The organism is Rothia sp. HMSC062F03, assembly GCF_001836905.1.
Classification (GTDB): Bacteria; Actinomycetota; Actinomycetes; order Actinomycetales; family Micrococcaceae; genus Rothia; species Rothia mucilaginosa_A.
Genome location: NZ_KV830882.1, coordinates 1 through 17,587 on the forward strand (window position 1 = coordinate 1; position 17,587 = coordinate 17,587).

Annotated in this window: 12 protein-coding genes; all 12 read right to left on the bottom strand. The window is 62.8% G+C overall.

Annotation, left to right across the window (positions count from 1 at the left end):
- Positions 1–460 precede the first annotated feature (460 nt).
- The 12 genes from tyrS to efeU all read right to left on the bottom strand — a co-directional run bounded on the left by tyrS (position 461) and on the right by efeU (position 17,308).
- Positions 461–1,765: a tyrosine--tRNA ligase gene (tyrS, locus tag HMPREF2674_RS04350; protein WP_049346400.1), complete on the bottom strand. Its 1,305-nt coding sequence runs from the start codon at positions 1,763–1,765 to the stop codon at positions 461–463.
- A 120-nt stretch (positions 1,766–1,885) separates the two neighbouring features.
- Positions 1,886–4,180: a HelD family protein gene (locus HMPREF2674_RS04355; RefSeq protein WP_070824925.1), complete on the bottom strand. Its 2,295-nt coding sequence runs from the start codon at positions 4,178–4,180 to the stop codon at positions 1,886–1,888.
- Positions 4,181–4,398: 218 nt separating this feature from the next.
- Positions 4,399–4,950 (bottom strand): adenine phosphoribosyltransferase, encoded by a 552-nt coding sequence (locus HMPREF2674_RS04360; protein WP_049332713.1) that lies wholly within the window; start codon positions 4,948–4,950, stop codon positions 4,399–4,401.
- Positions 4,951–5,223: 273 nt separating this feature from the next.
- Positions 5,224–6,840 (bottom strand): AMP-binding protein, encoded by a 1,617-nt coding sequence (locus HMPREF2674_RS04365; RefSeq protein ID WP_070824926.1) that lies wholly within the window; start codon positions 6,838–6,840, stop codon positions 5,224–5,226.
- A 176-nt stretch (positions 6,841–7,016) separates the two neighbouring features.
- The gene (locus HMPREF2674_RS04370) at positions 7,017–7,502 is read right to left on the bottom strand and encodes an arginine repressor (RefSeq protein ID WP_049332718.1); all 486 of its coding nucleotides are present in this window, start codon (positions 7,500–7,502) and stop codon (positions 7,017–7,019) included.
- Positions 7,503–7,871: 369 nt separating this feature from the next.
- Complete coding sequence (locus HMPREF2674_RS04375; protein WP_070824927.1) at positions 7,872–8,651, bottom strand: hypothetical protein; 780 nt, start codon at positions 8,649–8,651, stop codon at positions 7,872–7,874.
- Positions 8,652–8,863: 212 nt separating this feature from the next.
- Entirely contained in the window at positions 8,864–11,434 is a 2,571-nt protein-coding gene (pheT, locus tag HMPREF2674_RS04380) for a phenylalanine--tRNA ligase subunit beta (RefSeq protein WP_070824928.1), read from the bottom strand.
- Positions 11,435–11,437: 3 nt separating this feature from the next.
- Entirely contained in the window at positions 11,438–12,565 is a 1,128-nt protein-coding gene (pheS, locus tag HMPREF2674_RS04385; RefSeq protein WP_070824929.1) for a phenylalanine--tRNA ligase subunit alpha, read from the bottom strand.
- 318 nt (positions 12,566–12,883) lie between these two features.
- Entirely contained in the window at positions 12,884–13,405 is a 522-nt protein-coding gene (locus HMPREF2674_RS04390) for an ABC transporter ATPase (RefSeq protein ID WP_049333108.1), read from the bottom strand.
- 185 nt (positions 13,406–13,590) lie between these two features.
- Positions 13,591–14,931 (bottom strand): iron uptake transporter deferrochelatase/peroxidase subunit, encoded by a 1,341-nt coding sequence (gene efeB, locus HMPREF2674_RS04395; protein WP_070824930.1) that lies wholly within the window; start codon positions 14,929–14,931, stop codon positions 13,591–13,593.
- A 147-nt stretch (positions 14,932–15,078) separates the two neighbouring features.
- Positions 15,079–16,302: an iron uptake system protein EfeO gene (gene efeO / locus HMPREF2674_RS04400; RefSeq protein ID WP_070824931.1), complete on the bottom strand. Its 1,224-nt coding sequence runs from the start codon at positions 16,300–16,302 to the stop codon at positions 15,079–15,081.
- 124 nt (positions 16,303–16,426) lie between these two features.
- Positions 16,427–17,308 carry an iron uptake transporter permease EfeU gene (gene efeU, locus HMPREF2674_RS04405; protein WP_070824932.1) on the bottom strand — a complete coding sequence of 294 codons (882 nt, stop codon included), beginning with the start codon at positions 17,306–17,308 and terminating at the stop codon, positions 16,427–16,429.
- Between the last annotated feature and the right edge of the window lie 279 nt (positions 17,309–17,587).

A 17,587-nucleotide genomic window follows, 5' to 3' on the forward strand; every position in this document is an offset into this window, starting at 1 on the left:
GCGGCGACTCATACAACTATACAGACCCGAATACGGGCCCGCAACCCGAATAGGGGTGAAGTAGAACACAAATGCGACTCTGTAAGGGTCTCAAACACCCTCTCAGACACCAAAAAGCCTAGTCAGAGCATTTTATGAGTGTCAGAAAATCTTTAAAAAACTTCTAGAAACCTCAAAAATCTGCGAATTCCCCTCTCGGGAGCCCCAAAACAGGGTCGAAAGGCGCCCAAAGCCCTCGCCAACAAAGACAAACCAAGAAACCCCAGAGCCAGAGGGCAGCAGAACGATACAAGAAGAGCCCCTCCTGACGGAGGGGCTCTCTGTGCATATAGGGAATGTATATAGGGAACAGAAAAGGAGGGGCACTCCCCGCCGAACATTCAGTACCGAACACTCAGCACTAAACACTCAGCAGAGAAGAACCCCTCCCCTCTATATGTATAGAGAAAGTCAGAAAAGACTAAACAAGCTCTACAGCGCCCTGGTTCTTCTTGCCACGGCGAACCATCGCAAAACGACCGTGCAGCAGGTCATCCTTGGAGATGGTGGCGTCCTCACCCTGAACCTTCACGCCGTTCACCGAAGCACCGCCCTCCTTCAGAATGCGACGAGCCTCAGAGTTAGACTTCGCAAAGCCCAGCTCGGTCAGCACCGAAATCAGGTCCAGGCGGTCCTCGGTCAGCTTCGCCGAAGGAAGCTCCGCAACTACAGACTCCAGGGTAGCCTCGTCCAGAGCAGCGAAATCACCCTTGCCGAACAGAGCCTCCGAAGCAGCCACGGCCTGATCGGTAGCCTCGGTGCCGTGCACCAGCGAAGTCACCAGGTACGCCAGAGTCTTCTGAGCCTCACGCTTAAACGGTTCCTTCTCAACCTTCTCGGCGAACTCGGCAATCTCAGCGCGGGTCAGGAAGGTGAACACCTTCAGGCGATCCACCACATCCGCATCCGCGGTGTTCAGCCAGAACTGGTAGAACGCGTACGGCGAGCACATCTGCGGGTTCAGCCAAATAGCGTTACCCTCGCTCTTACCGAACTTGGTGCCGTCAGAGTTAGTAATCAGCGGGGTACCAATAGCGTGAACGCTCTTACCCTCGACCTTACGGATCAGCTCGGTACCGCTGGTCAGGTTGCCCCACTGATCAGAACCACCGGTCTGCAGAGTGCAGCCGAAACGACGGTTCAGCTCCAGGAAGTCCAGGCCCTGCAGAATCTGGTACGAGAACTCGGTGTACGAAATGCCCTCGTCGGAGTTCAGGCGCTTCGCCACAATCTCCTTCTTCACCATAGTGCCCACGCGGAAGTGCTTACCAACATCGCGCAGCAGCTGCAGAGCAGACATCTGACCGCTCCAGTCCAGGTTATTCACCATCCGAGCAGCGTTCTCACCCTCGAAAGACAGGAAACGCTCAATCTGTGCGCGCAGAGACTTAACCCACTCAGCAACAACCTCAGGAGAGTTCAGCACACGCTCAGACGTCTGACGCGGATCACCAATCAGACCGGTGAAACCACCCACCAGGCCCAGCGGCTTGTGACCTGCCAGCTGCAGACGACGCATCACCAGCAGCTGCACCAGGTGGCCCAGGTGCAGCGAAGCCGCGGTCGGATCATAACCCGTGTAGAAAGTCAGGGTCTCCTCACTCAGCGCCTTCTCCAGGGCAGCCTCATCGGTGCTCACGTGCACCAGGCCGCGCCACTTCAGCTCCTGCCAAATATTCTCGAAGGTATCGTCATTATGCTGCGCGTTGAGGATCTCGGCAGACATGCTTCTCCCATTCACAAGGTAACGACGCACGAGGCGTCCGAACAAAATATGTACTAAGCCTAACACCGCACCGGCACAAACGCTCAGAACAAGCGCCCGGCGGCGGGTGCATGGATGCGGCTACAGGCCCGCGGGCATGCGCGAGCCCACCAGATACAGGCGCTGGGTGGGACGGGTCATCGACACGTACACGTCACCCACCGCGCCGTCCGCATCATCAATCAGCTGCTGCGGTTCAACAATCACCACAACGTCGAACTCCAGGCCCTTCGCCTCCCACGGGGTCAGCACCAGCACCTGGTTTTCCAGAGCCGTCTGCGCGGTACCCGTGCGGTCGGCGTGCGCACGAGCCACCGCCCGAGCCGTCTCAAGGTACAGGCTCGACGGGCAAATCACGCCAATCAGCGCGCCGCCGGACTGGGCAACCTCATCGCTCACCACGGACACGGTCTGCTCCACCACGGCATCGGGGGCAACCTCGCGAATCAGCGGAGGCCACTGACCCTCACGAACCGCGCGAGGAGCCGACACCTCGTAGCCGGCAGCCCGAGCCACCGAAGCCGCCGCCTGCGCAATCTGCGCCGGAGTGCGGTAGTTAATCGTCAGCTCGTCCAGGGTGAAGCGCTCCCCCACGAACGGTTCCAGGGCCTGCGCCCACGACGAAGCCGCCGCCGGCGACGAAGCCTGCGCAATATCGCCCACAATCGTGAAGGACTTCATGGGGCAGCGTCGCATCAACAGACGCCACTGCATCGGCGAGAGCTCCTGCGCCTCATCCACCACCACGTGACCGTACGCCCAGGTGCGATCGGACGAAGCCGCGGCCGCCGCGGTCATCCGCTCGCCACGCACCTCGTTCATCATCGCAATCTGCTCGGGGGTAATCACGCCATCGGCGCCAATATCCTCCAGGGACTGGTGCACGTTCTCCAAAGCCTTCGTCGCGTTCTCAAGGTTCGCGCGATGCTCGGCCGCCGCACGCGCCGCCGCAGCGGCACCCGTCACCTTCGAGAAATCGCCCAGCAGCTCCGCGGCCTCATCCAGCAGGGGGACATCAGCCTCGGTAAAGGGAGCATCCGCAGGACGGGCCAGAAGCTCTCGCTCCGCCTTCGACAGACTACGGGTAGCCGACTCCAGGTAGTGCGGCTTCGAATACAGCGAGCGCAACAGGGTCTCGGGCGAGAGCGGCATCCACGCCAGGTTCAGGGCGCGACGCACGTCCATGGAGGCGCGCACGTCATCCTGCAGGTAAGGGCGCTCCACCACGCGGCCCGCCGCGCGGTTCAGCTGCTCATCAAGCTTGGCCGTCAGCTCCTTCAACAGAATTTTCACGAAGGTTTCGCGGGCCTCGTTGTGCGGCTTACCGGTCGAGCGGGCGCGGGAACGAGCCGAACGCACCATCTCGGGGGTCAGCTCGACGTCCGTTCCCTCAACGTTCAGAAGCTGCGCCCGTGCGGGAACTTTCTGACGGTCCGCCACAGCGCGCTTGATGACCTTGACCATACGCAAATCGCCCTTAAGGGATGCCACCGCGCGGTCTTCCTCGGGCACGGCGCGCAGGCCCGGGTACAGGGTCGCCAGCGAAGCCATCACCACGCCGGTTTCGCCCAGCGAAGGCAACACACGCTCGATGTACCACATGAAAGAATTCGAGGGGCCCACCACGAGCACACCCGCCTTCGACAGGCGCTCACGATTTGTGTACAGCAGATAGGCCGCGCGGTGCAGAGCCACCGCGGTCTTACCGGTACCGGGACCACCCTGGACCACGCGCACGCCCGGCAGCTCCGAGCGGATGATTGCATCCTGCTCAGCCTGAATGGTCGCCACGATATCGCCCATGCGGCCGGTACGCTTCTTATTCAGCGCGGCCAGCAGCGCTCCCTCACCGTGCAGGGCATCCGAGTCCTCCAGCATGGCCTCGTCGAAGACCTCGTCCTCAATGTTTACGACGGTGCGGCCCTCCAGCATCAGGTGACGACGGCGACGCACGCCCATCGGCTGAAACGCGGTGGCCTGGTAGAAGGTACCCGCCTCGGGGGCACGCCAGTCCATGAGAAGGCGACGCTGGTTATCGTCGGTAATGCCGATGCGGCCGATGTAGCGCACAGCGTCCGCACCCTCGCGGTCCATGTCCAGGCGGCCGAAGGTCAAGCGAGAATCCACGGCGTTCAGCTGAGCCAGGCGATCCTCGTAATAGGTTGCGAAGGAATCACGCTCCGAACGGTTCTGGTGCCCGCCCACCGCCTGGTTCTTGCGCACATCCGCCAGCTTCTGACCGGTCTCTTCGCGTAGCTCGTCCAGACGAGCGTATACGCGGGACACGTACTCGCGCTCAGCAGCCATCTGCTCGGCAAATAGCTGCTCAGCCTTCGACGATTCCTCGGGTCGGTGGGACAGGGATTCAGATGACACGCAAGCTCCTTAAACATAGTGCGTCTCAGTGCGGCACCGCGAGCGGCACCTAAAAATACGGGTCACTATTCTACAGGATGGGCTCTCGAGCCCAGAAATATGACGGCTTCCGGCAGCGCCGGTCAGACAGCGAGGTGCCCCTCCCGAAAGCATCGGAAGGGGCACCTCGGTTCTGCCCTACGGCAGGAAGAAATAATGCGGAATCCGCTATCGGGCCGCTACTCGGAGACCAGGCTCAGGGTCTCAACGCGGTAACCGGCCAGCGCATCGCGGCCGCCCAGGCCGTCCAGCTCCAGCAGGGCCGCCACGCCGGCAACCTTAAGGTTGGCGCGCTCCACGAGCTTCACCGCGGCCTCCAGGGTACCGCCGGTTGCCAGGATATCGTCAAGAATCAGCACTCGGGTACCCGGCGCGAAGTCGCTGCAGTGAATCTCGACGGCCGCGGTACCGTACTCGAGCGCGTACTCCTCACGGTAGGTTTCGCGGGGAAGCTTACCGGCCTTGCGAATCGTCATGATGCCCTTGCCCGTAGCGTAAGCCAGGGCCGATGCCAGCAGGAAGCCGCGGGCCTCCACACCGGCGACCACATCAAACTCGCCCTCGAAGCGGTGGGCCAGCTCATCGATGCAGGCCTTGAATACCTCGGGATTGGCGAAGAGAGTCGTCACATCGTAGAAGAGGATGCCCTCGTGCGGGTAATCCTGAATCGTGGCGCAGGCCGCGGGGATGCGCTGTTCGATGGGGGTAGCCTCAGAAGCGGGAACGCTCATGCTCTCTCTTTCGTGGGGTGGCGTCGGGCTCGAACGGCCCGGAATCGTCTGCGGCGGCACAGGCCGCCTAGAGAATTCTACTCTGTTCCAGCGCTTTTTTCCTCTATACACCCGCAGGTCACCCGCATTAGCCCGCATCAACGCGAGATTGACGCGAGGTTCACGCGTAAAGCCCCGGCCGCTTCCTCATGTGAGGGGGCCGGGGCTTTGAAGCGCGGGAAGCATCGGGGGTTAGGGCCCCGCGTTCTAGGACTCTACGCTCTCAGTATGCTCTTAGGACTCCGCCAGCTTCGAACGCAGGTCCCGCTTCAGAACCTTTCCGGTCGGGCCCAGCGGCATCGCATCCACCGCAATGTAGCGGCGCGGGTACTTGTAGGCCGCAAGGCGGGTTCGGGCCAGGGCGTTGAGCTCCGCCTGCACCACGCCCCAGTCGGCTCCGGCCCGCGGCACCACGACGGCGACGATCTCTTCGCCCACTCGCTCATCCGGCACACCCAGCACCGCCACGGACTGCACCAAATCATGGGTGTACAGCACGTCCTCAATCTCGCGCGGGTACACCGAGTAGCCGTTGCGCAACACCATGTCCTTGATGCGGTCCACGATAAAGATATTGCCGTCGGCATCCACGCGAGCCACGTCCCCGGTCGCAAACCACTCACCGTCAAACACTCCGGCGGTTGCCTCGGGGTTATTCCAGTAACCGAGCATCACGTTCTCGCCGCGCACCCACAGTTGGCCGCTCTCCCCCGTCGGGCACTCGACGCCCGCCGAGTCGCGCACCTGAACCTGCACACCGGGCAGGACGCGGCCCACCGAGCCCAGCACCATGCCGAAGGCCGCCTGGTTGAAGGAGACCACGGGCGAGGTTTCGCTCAGGCCGTAGCCCTCGTACACGGTACAATCGGCCAGTTCCTTCCAAGCCTCGTGCACCGGAGCGGGCAGAGCCGAACCACCCGAAATGCCGAAGCGCACCGTACCGCGCAGGCGGGCGCAACGCTCCGGCTGCTCAGCCATGAGGGCCGCAAGAGAGATGTACATGCTCGGCACGGCTGCCAGGACCGACACCCGGGCCGCCTCAATCAGGCTCAGCGCGTGGTCGGGCGTAAAGCGCGGAAGCAACGCCACCGTCGCGCAGGCCGCAAAAGCCGCGTTCATCGACACCGTCTGGCCGAAGGCGTGGAAGAGAGGGAGGCCGCCAAAGATGACGTCCTCGGCGGTGAAACCAAAAACTTTCACGCAGCTGCGGGCGTTCGAGAGGATATTCGCGTGGCTGAGGGTGGCTCCCTTCGGGCGGCCGGTCGTGCCCGAGGTGTACAGGATAACCGCGGGATCCTGCTCTTTCACCACGGCGGGTGCCAGCGGAACGTCCACACCGTCAAAGGGGGCCAGGGGCGAGGCGGAGGGCTCAAAAATTTCGCACCGCACCGAACCGTTCTTCACCGGCACCGTCGAGGCGGCCTCCTGCGCCAGGCGAGTGCCGGCAAAGGCGAAGAGAACCTTTGCGCCGCTGTCTTCAAGGTGGTACTCCAGCTCCGCTCCCGACAGCAGGGGGTTGAGCGGCACGCAAATTGCACCGCGCGCGGCAATACCGTAGTAGAGGGCGGGCATCAGCGGCACGTTCGGCATGGACAGGGCCACTCGGTCGCCCGCCTCCACGCCCAGGGTCCCCAGGTATCGCTGCACCTCTGCCGCTGCCGAGGCCAGTTCGCCGTAGCTGATGTTCAGCAGCGAGGAGGACTCGGAGGCGTCACCCGCGGCGGGCAGTGCGAGCGCGGTCTTGCGCGGGGAGGCTGCGGCCGCCTCCGCCAGAATTGAGGCGGTATTATTCCGGGCCGAGGGCGCTGCCTGCGAGGGATCGCTGGGAGTCGAAGCGGTTGTAGAAGTCATCGTTGAGTTCTCCTGCGGTGTTGTTCTGTGTTGTTCGTATCGTCTTCGTCTATAGGTTGATGCCCTCATGAGGCTCTCGGCCTCCGGGCCCACTTGCCCTGTCTCGGGTACGCAACGGGGGTGCGTCCGGGACCGCCGATTCTTCATCGGACGATCCGGGGCGCACCCCTCGCACGCTACTGGGCTGCCGACCAGTCCAGGAAGCTTTCAGCCAGCCCGGCCCCGCCATTGGGGTCGCGGGTAATCACCATCACGGTGTCGTCTCCAGCAATCGTGCCCAGGATGGCGTCCATGCCACTCTGGTCGATTGAGGAAGCCAGGAACTGGGCCGCCCCCGGAGGGGTACGCAGCACCGTGATATTCGCCGAACCCTCGGCGGTAATCAGCAGCTCCTTGAACAGGGAAATCATGCGGGCGTCCGGCGCGGTGCCGCCACCGCGACGAGCCGGATAGTTCGGAACAGCGTAAATCAGACCGGCGCCCTCATCGCGGATGCGCTCGGCTCCAATTTCAACGAGATCGCGGGAAAGGGTGGCCTGAGTAACCTTCATACCGTCATCGGTCAGGTACTGCGCCAGTTCAGCCTGGGAACGTACACGTCGGGTCTGCAGCAGCTCAACGATGCGGGCCTGACGCGCGATCTTGGTCGAGGGGAAAGGCATGTTATCTCTTCTTCCTACGGTGCCAATCACGAGTACGGACCTTCCCGTCCGTCGGTGGAACGGGTAGCGTCCTCTCTACCCAAGATAATACATATGCACATAAATATGCGTCATAAATATGGATTATTCTCATATTTATAGGGAAATCCGCCCCGGAATCTCACGATATGTACGTTCCAGCCGCCGTATCTCCGCGTGCAAATACGCACCCGGACGTATAACCTCGCGTGCTATGCATAGGCGCCGCCCCCTCTTTGGGGAGCATCTTCCGGGAGCACAGCGAAAGCCCGCCTACCGCACCGACTACGCTCATCACGTACCGGCGCGGGAGGCGGGCCCCCACAAAATCGTTATGGAAGGACTGATCGGTTAGTCCTCGTTATCCACCAGACCGTCCAGGTCCTCGTATTCCACGTTACGGGAACGGCGGTTCAGCCACACGGCGAACACCATACCGCCCAGCAGCACCAGGATCGCGCCGATGATGCTTGCGATGCCGGCCACGCGATGACCGGTCACCTGGCCCTCGGTTACGGGCTTCAGGGTGCCCTTCTCTGCGGTGTAAACAACCTCGAGCTGACCGTTGTTTTCAACCAGTAGGCCATCCACCTCACGCGGGAAATCGGCCGGAACGTCACCGGTCTGCGAACCGCGGAACTCCACCGTAGCGCTGGAATTGACCTTGTACTTATCCTTCAGATTCGACACGTACGTCTTGCCGTTGAGCGCATCATCGGCGGGGGGGTTGCCCTTATAGCGCGCCACGTTCTCCTTGGTAATCAGGTCGGGAGTCAAATCCTGGTAGGTGCCCTGCACAACCCAGCTGTGGCCGGCGTAGTCGGCATTCGCGTTCACCCAGGCGAAGGAACGCACGCCCACGACCGCCAGAATAATGGCCACGACCACCGCGACGACGGCCGAGAGCACCGACAGCCAGTTCACGCCGGGGCGCTCCTCCAGCTCATCCTCGCTCATCGCAAAAAGGGAGGCGTTTTCCTCGTCATCCTCGTCGTCATCGTACTCTTCGTACTCGTCGTACTCTTCATACTCTAGTTCTTCGGGCTCCTCGTAGCGGAAATCCTCGGAATGATTAGTCGCAGAATCCTCGTTCTGCGGACGGCGATCGTGCGAGCTTTCTCGGTTAGCCATTATCTCTCCCTCAAATCGTCTACCTTCTAGGGTACCCATTACCGCGGAGCATCACCAATAAAAGAACAAACTTGTGCTTTATTCTTTATCTGACGAGGCCAAACGCGCATATTCAGATACAAATTCGGCGGATGCGCCGTCGAACGCGCAGGTGTTCACGCAAACGGGGTGGGAGCCGAAGCCCCCACCCCGTCAGCGTCACTTGGTCTCGACTAGACGCGAGCCTCCGCGCCCAGCTGCTCGACGGCGGCCGCCACGGCTGCCTCTCGAGCGGCGGAAGCCTCGTCCGCGGTCAGAGTGCGATCCGGTGCGCGGAAACGCAGTGCGAACGCCAAGGACTTCTTCGACTCATCGATGCCGGTACCGCGGTAATCGTCGAACACGCGGATATCCTCCAGCAGCTCACCGGCGCCCTCACGCAGCACGCGCTCCACCTCAGAAGCGGGCAGATCGCGGTCCACCAGCAGGGCTACGTCCTGGGTTGCCGCCGGGTAGGTCAGCACCGGAACGGCCTGGTGTACCTCGACGCGGTGCGCGAACAGGGCGGAGAAGTCCAGCTCAAAGGCGCAGGTGCGCTCCGGCAGGTTCAGCTCCTGCAACAGCTTCGGGTGCAACTCACCGGCAAAACCGATGCGCTCGCCGTTCGCATCCAGGACCTCGGCCACGCGTCCCGGGTGGAATGCGGTATGAACGCCGTTACGCACGGTAATCGGCGCGGATACGGCATCCGCAATCAGACGCACGGCGTCCAAGGCATCGCGCCAATCGTAAGCACGAGGAGCCGCACCGGGCATCACCTCGTGCTCGGTGCCGGCGAACAGGCCGGCAATAAACGAGGGCTGCTTCGGGATGCCGGCGTTCAGGTCCGCCAGAACCTCATCCGAGGGGCGAACGCCCAGCGGCGGGATAGAGTCTGACCCCAGCTTCTCACCCGGGATGAACACGTGGCCGGATTCGAAGATGGCCAGGTTCTTGAAGCCGCGGGAAAGGTTGCGCTTGAGCACCTCGACCAGGCCGGGCAGCAGCGAGCGGCGCATCCAGCCCTCAGCCGAAGAAATCGGGTTCTCCAGGCGAATTGAGGGCACCTCGGTCACGGGGTTCTCGGGGGTGCTGACCCACGGAGCCGACCACAGGTTGTTCGCCTCAGCCGACACGAAGGGGTAGGCGAAGACCTCGGTCAGGCCGGCTGCGGCCAGCGCGTTCAGGGCGCGGCGCTTGCCTGCCTGCTCGGGGGTGTAGCCGCGGCCGGCGGGGGCCACCGGCAGGGTCGAGGGGATGTTCTCGTAGCCGTCGATACGGGCGATTTCCTCGGTCAGGTCTTCCTTCGCGCGCAGGTCGGGGCGCCAGGAAGGAACGGCCACCAGGTAGCCGGACTCGGTGCGCTCCACCGAGCAACCAATCTCGCGCAGGCTGGACTCAATCTGCTCCGGGGAGTAGTCCACGCCGATGCGGCCGGCGGTGTACTCGGCGGGCAGCTCGATGACGACCGGCTCGTAACCGAGGGACACGTCGGTAACGCCCGGCTCAGCCTGGGCACCGGCCAGCTCGACCAGCAGCTCCACGGCACGCTGGGCGGCAGCTGCCTGAATCTGCGGGTCCACGCCGCGCTCGAAACGCTTGGAGGCCTCGGAAATCAGCTTATGGCGGCGGGCGGTGCGAGCCACCGACACCTCGTCAAAGCGTGCGGCCTCAATCAGGATGCGGGTGGTCGAGTCGGTCACCTCGGTCGAGGCGCCGCCCATCACACCGGCCAGGCCAATCACGCCCGAATCATCGGCAATCACGATGTCCTCGGGGTGCAGGGTACGCTCCACGCCGTCCAGGGTCACCAGCTTCTCACCGGCCACCGCGCGGCGCACCACGATTTCGCCCTGAACCTTATCGGCATCGTAGAAGTGCAGGGGCTGACCGGTCTCCAGCATCACGTAGTTGGAGATGTCGACGGGCAGCGACAGCGAGCGCACACCGGCCAGACGCAGACGCGAGGACATCCAGGTCGGAACCGGGGTCTCGGCCTTCACGCCGGATACCTCGCGCATCACGAAGCGCACGCAACCCGGATTACCGTGAATCGGGGCATCGTCGCGCAGGGCCACCGGGTGACCGGAGGAGTTCGCTTCGGGAGCTCGCTCACCGTAGGCGAGCACGAAGTCCTCGAAGGGGGTTCCGGTAGCGTGGGACCATTCGCGGGCGATACCGCGCAGAGAGAATGCGTAGCCGCGGTCCGGGGTCACGTTCACCTCGGCCGCCTGGTCGTACAGGCCCAGCAGCTCCATCGCGTCGGTGCCAAGCTCCGGGTCCAGGCCCAGGGTCGAGAGCACCAGGATGCCGCCGTGGTCGTCGCCGATGCCCAGCTCGCGGGTCGAGGCAATCATGCCGGCCGACTTGTGGCCGTAGGTCTTACGGGCGGTAATCGCGAAACCACCGGGCAGAACAGCGCCGGGCAGGGTCACGACGACCTTGTCGCCGGGCTTGAAGTTGTGAGCACCACAAATAATGCCCTGAACACCGGAGGGCTCGATGCCCTTACCGGTCAGGGTCTGCTCCCGACCCTCCGGAACCACGCGCACCTGGCACCAGTTCACGGTCTTGCCGTTCGAGTGGGTCTCGGGTTCCATCGAGAGAACCTGACCCACCACAATCGGGCCCGACATCTCGTCGGTGGGGCGGTGAACGTCTTCTTCTTCCAGGCCAACCTTCACCAGGGTTGCCATCAAATCTTCAGCCGAAGCGTCCTCGGCGACCGGCACGAACTCGCGCAGCCATGACAGGGGAATACGCATAATTTAGATCTCCATCCCGAACTGCTCAGAGAAACGGATGTCGCCCTCGACCATGTCGTGCATGTCGGCGACGTTGTTACGGAACATGAGGGTACGCTCAATACCCATACCGAACGCGAAGCCCGAGTACTCCTCGGGATCGATGCCGGCGGCACGCAGCACGTTCGGGTTCACCATGCCGCAGCCACCCCACTCGATCCACTGGGGGCCGCCCTTGGCGTTGGGGTGCCACAGGTCCAGCTCGGCGGAGGGCTCGGTGAAGGGGAAGAAGTTCGGGCGCAGGCGAATCTTAGCCTCTTCGCCGAACATGGCGCGGGCCATGTACTCCAGGGTGCCCTTCAGATCGGCCATGGTCAGGCCCTTATCCACGGCCAGGCCCTCAATCTGGTGGAAGACCGGGGTGTGGGTCGCGTCCAGCTCATCGGTGCGGTACACCTGGCCGGGGCACACAATGTACAGGGGCAGCTCACGCGAGAGCATCGAGCGCATCTGCACCGGGGAGGTGTGGGTGCGCAGCAGCAGGTGAGCGTTCTTCGGCTCAACGTAGAAGGTGTCCTGCATTTCGCGCGCCGGGTGGTCCGGCTTAATGTTCAGGGCGTCGAAGTTGTACCACTCGGACTCCAGCTCGGGGCCGTCAGCAACCTCCCAGCCCATGCCGACGAAGATGTCGGTCAGACGCTCCTGCATCAGGGCGATGGGGTGGCGACCGCCCAGGGAGCGGCGAGCGGATGCGGCCGACATGTCCACGGCCTCCTCGGCCAGGATGCGGGCCTCACGCTCGGCCTCCAGCTCCTTAGTGCGAGCCTCAATAACCTCGGTCAGTGCGGCACGGGCCTGGCCCAGCAGCTTGCCCACGGGGCCCTTGTGCTGGTTCTGAAGGTCGCGCATCTGGCGGTTGGCGATGCTCATGATGCCCTTCTCACCGAAGAAGCTCAGGCGCACCTCCTTGAGGCTGTCAAAGTCTTTTGCCTTCTCGCGAATCTCCTGCTGGGCGCGCTCTCGCTCGGCCTCAAACGCCTCACGAACGGCGTCCAGACCCTTTTCGGGGTTGTTCTCCAGGACCTGCGCGATGTTGGCGAGGACCTGAGCCGGGCCCTTCGGGCCCTCGTGTTCCTGCACGGAATCGGTCATTGTCACTCTTCTCTGCGTACCACCGGCACGTTGGGGCCGGTCGGCTGGTTTGTCACTATGGGGCGGCACCGCGGGGACCGCGAGAGCTCACCAATTGCCCCGGGCACGGCGGGCGCCGAGCGTGTGAGGGGCGGAGCATCCCGGCAGGGTCTGCGGGCGCATATCCTACCCATTCTAGACCAGAGAACCACGCGAAAGCATCAGAGCGCCCGGATAGTCCATCCGGGCGCTCTGATGCTTTGATTAGGTGTGGAGTCGTCAGGTGCGCGCGCCCCGCGGCGGCATATTTGCCGAACGGGTCCCCGCGGGGGGCGAGGATTAGGCCAGCGCTTCCTTGACCTCGGGGTCGAAGGAGGAGCGAATCCACAGCACGTTGGCGATAAACCACGCGGCGTACAGCGGCACGAAGCCGTAGCGCTGAGCGTCAATCACGTTGCCAATCAGCGAGAGGACCGCGACGAAGGCGCCGAGAATCGCGAAGATGAGGCCGACGGTCAGGCCCTGGCGCTTACCCTTCTGAATCGTGAAGTACACCCACGAGTACACGATGGCCGAGCCGATGAGCAATCCCAGGCCGCCCGCAACGCCAAACTCCGGCAGGCCCTTCAGCGGGGACAGGTTATCCGGTGCGAACGAAGAAATGATGCCGTGGACAAAGCAGAGCAACGCGGAGACAATCATAATCTCCTGCAGGCGCAGAATCTTAGGGTGCTTGGTCGGCGAGTGGAACAGGATTCCACCCGGCTTGGAGCCACCTTCCTGAATGTAGATGGCCTGGGTGTCTGAAGGTACCGCGTCGGAGCGGTACGCATTCGGGTCGTACGGAGGTTGAGCAGTCATCATTGTCTCCCAATTTGTATGTGATTTCTCCCTCAATACTACCCGGTCGGTAAGAAGTTTCCAAAGAAAATGCTCGTGTCGAACTCATATATGACGATGTGCCGGTGAACCTCCCATCGGGGCGTTCACCGGCACATCGGGCGGTATTGGAGCATCGGGCAGATGCCCAGCTACATCGAGCGCGCCTAGTTAAAGAGGCCCGAGCAGATGTAGTCGTTCTCATCCTTCACCCCGGGCGGCACCGCGAAGAGAGCGTTACCGGTATGGCGCAGGTACTCGCTCATCGCGTCAGAGGCGGTCATCGTGCTCAGCATCGGGATGAAGTGCGTGCGCGGATCGCACACGTAGGCGATGAAGAACAGGCCCGCGTCCAGGCGGCCCAACTCGTCGGCACCATCGGTGTAGTTGAAGCCGCGGCGCAGAATCTGCACCCCCTGGTTCTGATCCGGGTGCATCAGACGCATATGAGAATCCGCCGGGATCAGGGGGCCGGAGCGACCCATCGCCGAAAAGTCGGGCTTCGTGAATTCCTCACCGCCGGAGAGCGGGGCACCGGTCGTCTTCGTACGACCCACGATTTCCTCCTGCTCGCGCAGGCGGGTGCGGTCCCACGTCTCAATGTTCATGCGGATGCGGCGGGTGGCCAGGTAGCTGCCTCCCTCCATCCATGCAGGGCTGTTCGCCGAATTCTGAGAAGAGGTCCACACGTGCTTCTTCAGCAGGTCAGGGTCCTCAACCTTCAGGTTGTTCGTGCCGTCCTTGAAGCCAAAGAGGTTACGGGCCGTCACCTGCGTGGTGGTCGTGGAGGCGGTACGCCCGAAGCCCAGCTGCTGCCAGGCCACCACGGCGCGGCCACCGGCGATGCGAATCAGGTTGCGAATCGCGTGGAAGGCCACCTGCGGGTCGTCGGCGCAGGCCTGGATGCACAGGTCGCCGTCGCTGCGCTTCGCCTCCAGCGCGTCTCCGGTCATGTGCGGGATGCGCACGAGCGCCTCGGGCAGCTTGCTGGCGAAACCGAAGCGGTCCTTGCCGTTCTCGTCGACAAAGAAGCTACGTCCCAGGCCGAAAGTAATGGTCAGGTGCGCGGCGGAGAGGTCCATGGCCTCGCCGGTGTCCTTGGGCGGTGCCTCGTAGGAGCGGTCCTCCCCCACGAGCTCGCCGGCCTGCATCCTTGCGGCGGCCTTCGTCCACTCCTGGAAGAGGGAACGAATCTCTTCGCGGTCGGTGGTCTTCAGGTTCAGCGCCACGAAGTACATGCGGTCCTGCACCTCGGTGGAGATGCCGCTCTGGTGCTCACCGTAGAAGGGGTGAGAGTCGTTCGAGGTACCCGAGGCAGAGCTCGATGCCGAAGCCTGGCTGCTGGAGTTTGACGAGCATCCGGCGAGCGCACCCAACGCGCCCAGGGCTCCTGCACCGGCGAGCGCCGCGCCCAGCGCACCGCGGCGGGTGGTACCGGCGGCGCGGGTAGCCTCGCGGTGAGTCTCCGGGGTGGTCTCGGCGGCCGAAGAATTGTGGTCAGTAGGCATGGGAAGCCTTTCTTCTGTGCTGAATATGGTGTGATGAATCTGCGGAGGGCTCGGGGCCCGGGAAGGCCCCAGCCGGGCGGGGGCTCAATGCCCCCCACCCAGCTGCCGGTAGCGCATCCGCCCACGCGGCGGCTACCGTATGATGCGTTACTTCGCGGCGGAACCGGTGACGACCTCGGTCATCTTCGAAACCGGCTCGGACAGAGCCTCCACGGCATCGGAGAGCTCGCGGATCTGGTCCTTAGTCAGCTCGGTGTAGAGGGCGTAACCGTCACCCTTCTTGTACTTGTTGAGCAGGTTCTGCACGGTGTCGAACTTCTTCTCGATGTCCTGGGCGAGCTTGGGGTCCTTCTGCTTCAGAATCGGCAGAACGCCCTCGTAGGCCACGCGGGCGCCGTCAACATTGCCCTGGAAATCGGAGAGGTCGGTGTGCGACCAGGTCTCTTCCTCACCGCTGATCTTGGTGTTGAAGATTTCGTCCAGCAGTTCCTTCGCGCCGTTAGAAATCTGGAATGCCTCCAGCTTGAAGTTGGGAGAGTGCACCTCGTCGTAGAGCTTCTGGGTGTCTTCCACCAGTTTCTTGGCGACCTCCGCGCGCTGCTCCTTGGTCAGCGGAGTGTATGCCTTACCGCCGTTGTTCTCGGCGGTCGGCTGCCACAGATCCTTCTCGATCTTGTGCCAGCCGGTCCATTCCTTGCCCTCTTCCACGTCTGCCTCGCGGGCATCCAGGGCCGGGTCAAGCTCGCCGCCGCCGAAGGATTCTGCCACGGGCTCGATGCGTTCGTAGTGCAGGCGAGCCGAGGAGTACAGGGCCTTCGCCTCGTCATCCTTACCGGCGGTGTACAGCTCGGCGAACTGCTCCGTCTTGGTCTTCAGCGATTCCACCTGGTCCTTGACGTAGGCGGTGTACTGGGTGACCGCGGTGTCGCGCAGGGCCTGCTCGTCGGCGGAAATCGGGGCGGCGTTCTCGTTCTTGGTCACGGTGAAGTCGCCGCGGATGCCGTCGCCCACCATACCGGGCTTGCAGGCGGTCTTGTAGCTACCCTCGGGCAGTTCCACGGTCAGGTCGCGGCTGAGGTTCGGGCCAATGTTCTCCACCTCGGAGACGATGCGCAGGCCGTCGGCACCAAGCACGTAGAACTCGTTGACCTTGGTGCCCTCGTTCTTGACCTTGAAGGTCACGGTGCCGGCCTTGGCGGTGGTAGCCGAGAGCTTGCAGGCATCGTCACTTGCGGTGACGTTAATGGTGCCGTCGGAGGATGCGGCACCCGAGGCGGAGGACGCCACGTTCTGGTTGTTGGGGGTGCAGCCGGTCAGGGCGAGCGCACCAACCGAGAGCAGTGCACCTGCGGAGGCGAGAGTCTTACGCATGGTTTCTCCTTATGTTGTATGTGTATGTGTTCGCGAGGGTTCTTTGTCGCATGTTGAGGGGTGTCCGGAAGAATCATCCGGTGGGTTATTCGGGTAGGTCCGGAGCCGGCCGGCTCCGAGAGCCCTATGCCGCCGTCTTTTCGGCTTCGGTTTTCGCCGCCTGCTTCTTAGCCGAGGACTTCAGGCCCGGGCGCTGCGCGCGGATGAACAGCGGCATCACGATGCCCACGTACAGGACCCAGGCGCCGGCCTCAATCCAGGTGGTGGTCGAGGACAGGTTGAACACGGCCTTGAGCAGAGTGCCCACGAAACCGCTCGGGTCGATGTAGCGGTAGGACTCGAACGCGGTGCTGTTCAGGCCCGGCAGGATACCGGCCTCCTGCAGGTCGTGAATACCGTAGGAGAGCACGCCGGCCGCTACGATGACCAGGAACGCGCCGGTGATGGTGAAGAAGCGGGAGAGGTTGATGCGCATCATGCCGCGCATCATGGCCCACGCCATGAGGATGGCGACCAGGATGCCGACGAGGGCGCCGAGCATGGGGGTCGCGTTCGCCTCCTGACCGGCCGTACGGGTGGCCGACCAAATGAACAGGGTGGTTTCGAGACCTTCACGGCCCACGGAGAGCGCGGCGAGCAGGACGACCGCCCAGGCGCTGGTCTGCGCGGCATCCAGCTTATCCTTGAGCTCGGCAGAGAGCATACGGGCGTTTTCTGCCATCCAGAAAATCATCCAGGTGACGAAGCCAACCGAGATGATGGAAAGGGAACCGCCGATGGCTTCCTGCGCCTCGAAGGTGAGGGTTTCGGGGCCGAAGGTGAGTAGCGCGCCGAAGCCGAGGGAGACGATAACCGCGACCGCCGCGCCAAGCCACATCGGTGTGAGCAGGTGGGTTCGCTTTGTCTTGCGGATGTAGGCCAGGAGGATTCCGACCACCAGGGCCGCTTCGAGACCCTCGCGTAGGCCTATCAGAAAGTTTCCGAGGAAGGCTCCCCAAAAATTCATGTCAGTATCACCAAATCAACATATTTTTTTATCCTAATTGACCCCTTAAGACTACGGGGAAACCGGCTCGTTTGACGACACTACCGCGCGTTCTGTCTGTGCGGCTCGAAGGCCTATCGAGCCTTTATTCGCTCAGAATCTCCCCGATAGACACAGATTGTCAGCATATCTTTACGACATTTGAATACCTGGCTAATAAAAAAGGCAGGTTGGGCTTAGTTACAGGTTATGTTTCACGCATAAAAATACACGCGGGGTGGGGGTCCGTATCGGACCCCC

Excerpts from the sequence above, each read along its gene's own strand:
- pheT (WP_070824928.1), bottom strand. The coding sequence starts at position 11,434 with ATGCGTATTCCCCTGTCATGGCTGCGCGAGTTCGTGCCGGTCGCCGAG.
- efeB (WP_070824930.1), bottom strand. The coding sequence starts at position 14,931 with ATGCCTACTGACCACAATTCTTCGGCCGCCGAGACCACCCCGGAGACT.
- tyrS (WP_049346400.1), bottom strand. The coding sequence starts at position 1,765 with ATGTCTGCCGAGATCCTCAACGCGCAGCATAATGACGATACCTTCGAG.
- HMPREF2674_RS04370 (WP_049332718.1), bottom strand. The coding sequence starts at position 7,502 with ATGCCTTTCCCCTCGACCAAGATCGCGCGTCAGGCCCGCATCGTTGAG.
- efeU (WP_070824932.1), bottom strand. The coding sequence starts at position 17,308 with ATGAATTTTTGGGGAGCCTTCCTCGGAAACTTTCTGATAGGCCTACGC.
- pheS (WP_070824929.1), bottom strand. The coding sequence starts at position 12,565 with ATGACCGATTCCGTGCAGGAACACGAGGGCCCGAAGGGCCCGGCTCAG.
- HMPREF2674_RS04390 (WP_049333108.1), bottom strand. The coding sequence starts at position 13,405 with ATGACTGCTCAACCTCCGTACGACCCGAATGCGTACCGCTCCGACGCG.
- HMPREF2674_RS04360 (WP_049332713.1), bottom strand. The coding sequence starts at position 4,950 with ATGAGCGTTCCCGCTTCTGAGGCTACCCCCATCGAACAGCGCATCCCC.
- HMPREF2674_RS04375 (WP_070824927.1), bottom strand. The coding sequence starts at position 8,651 with ATGGCTAACCGAGAAAGCTCGCACGATCGCCGTCCGCAGAACGAGGAT.
- HMPREF2674_RS04365 (WP_070824926.1), bottom strand. The coding sequence starts at position 6,840 with ATGACTTCTACAACCGCTTCGACTCCCAGCGATCCCTCGCAGGCAGCG.
- efeO (WP_070824931.1), bottom strand. The coding sequence starts at position 16,302 with ATGCGTAAGACTCTCGCCTCCGCAGGTGCACTGCTCTCGGTTGGTGCG.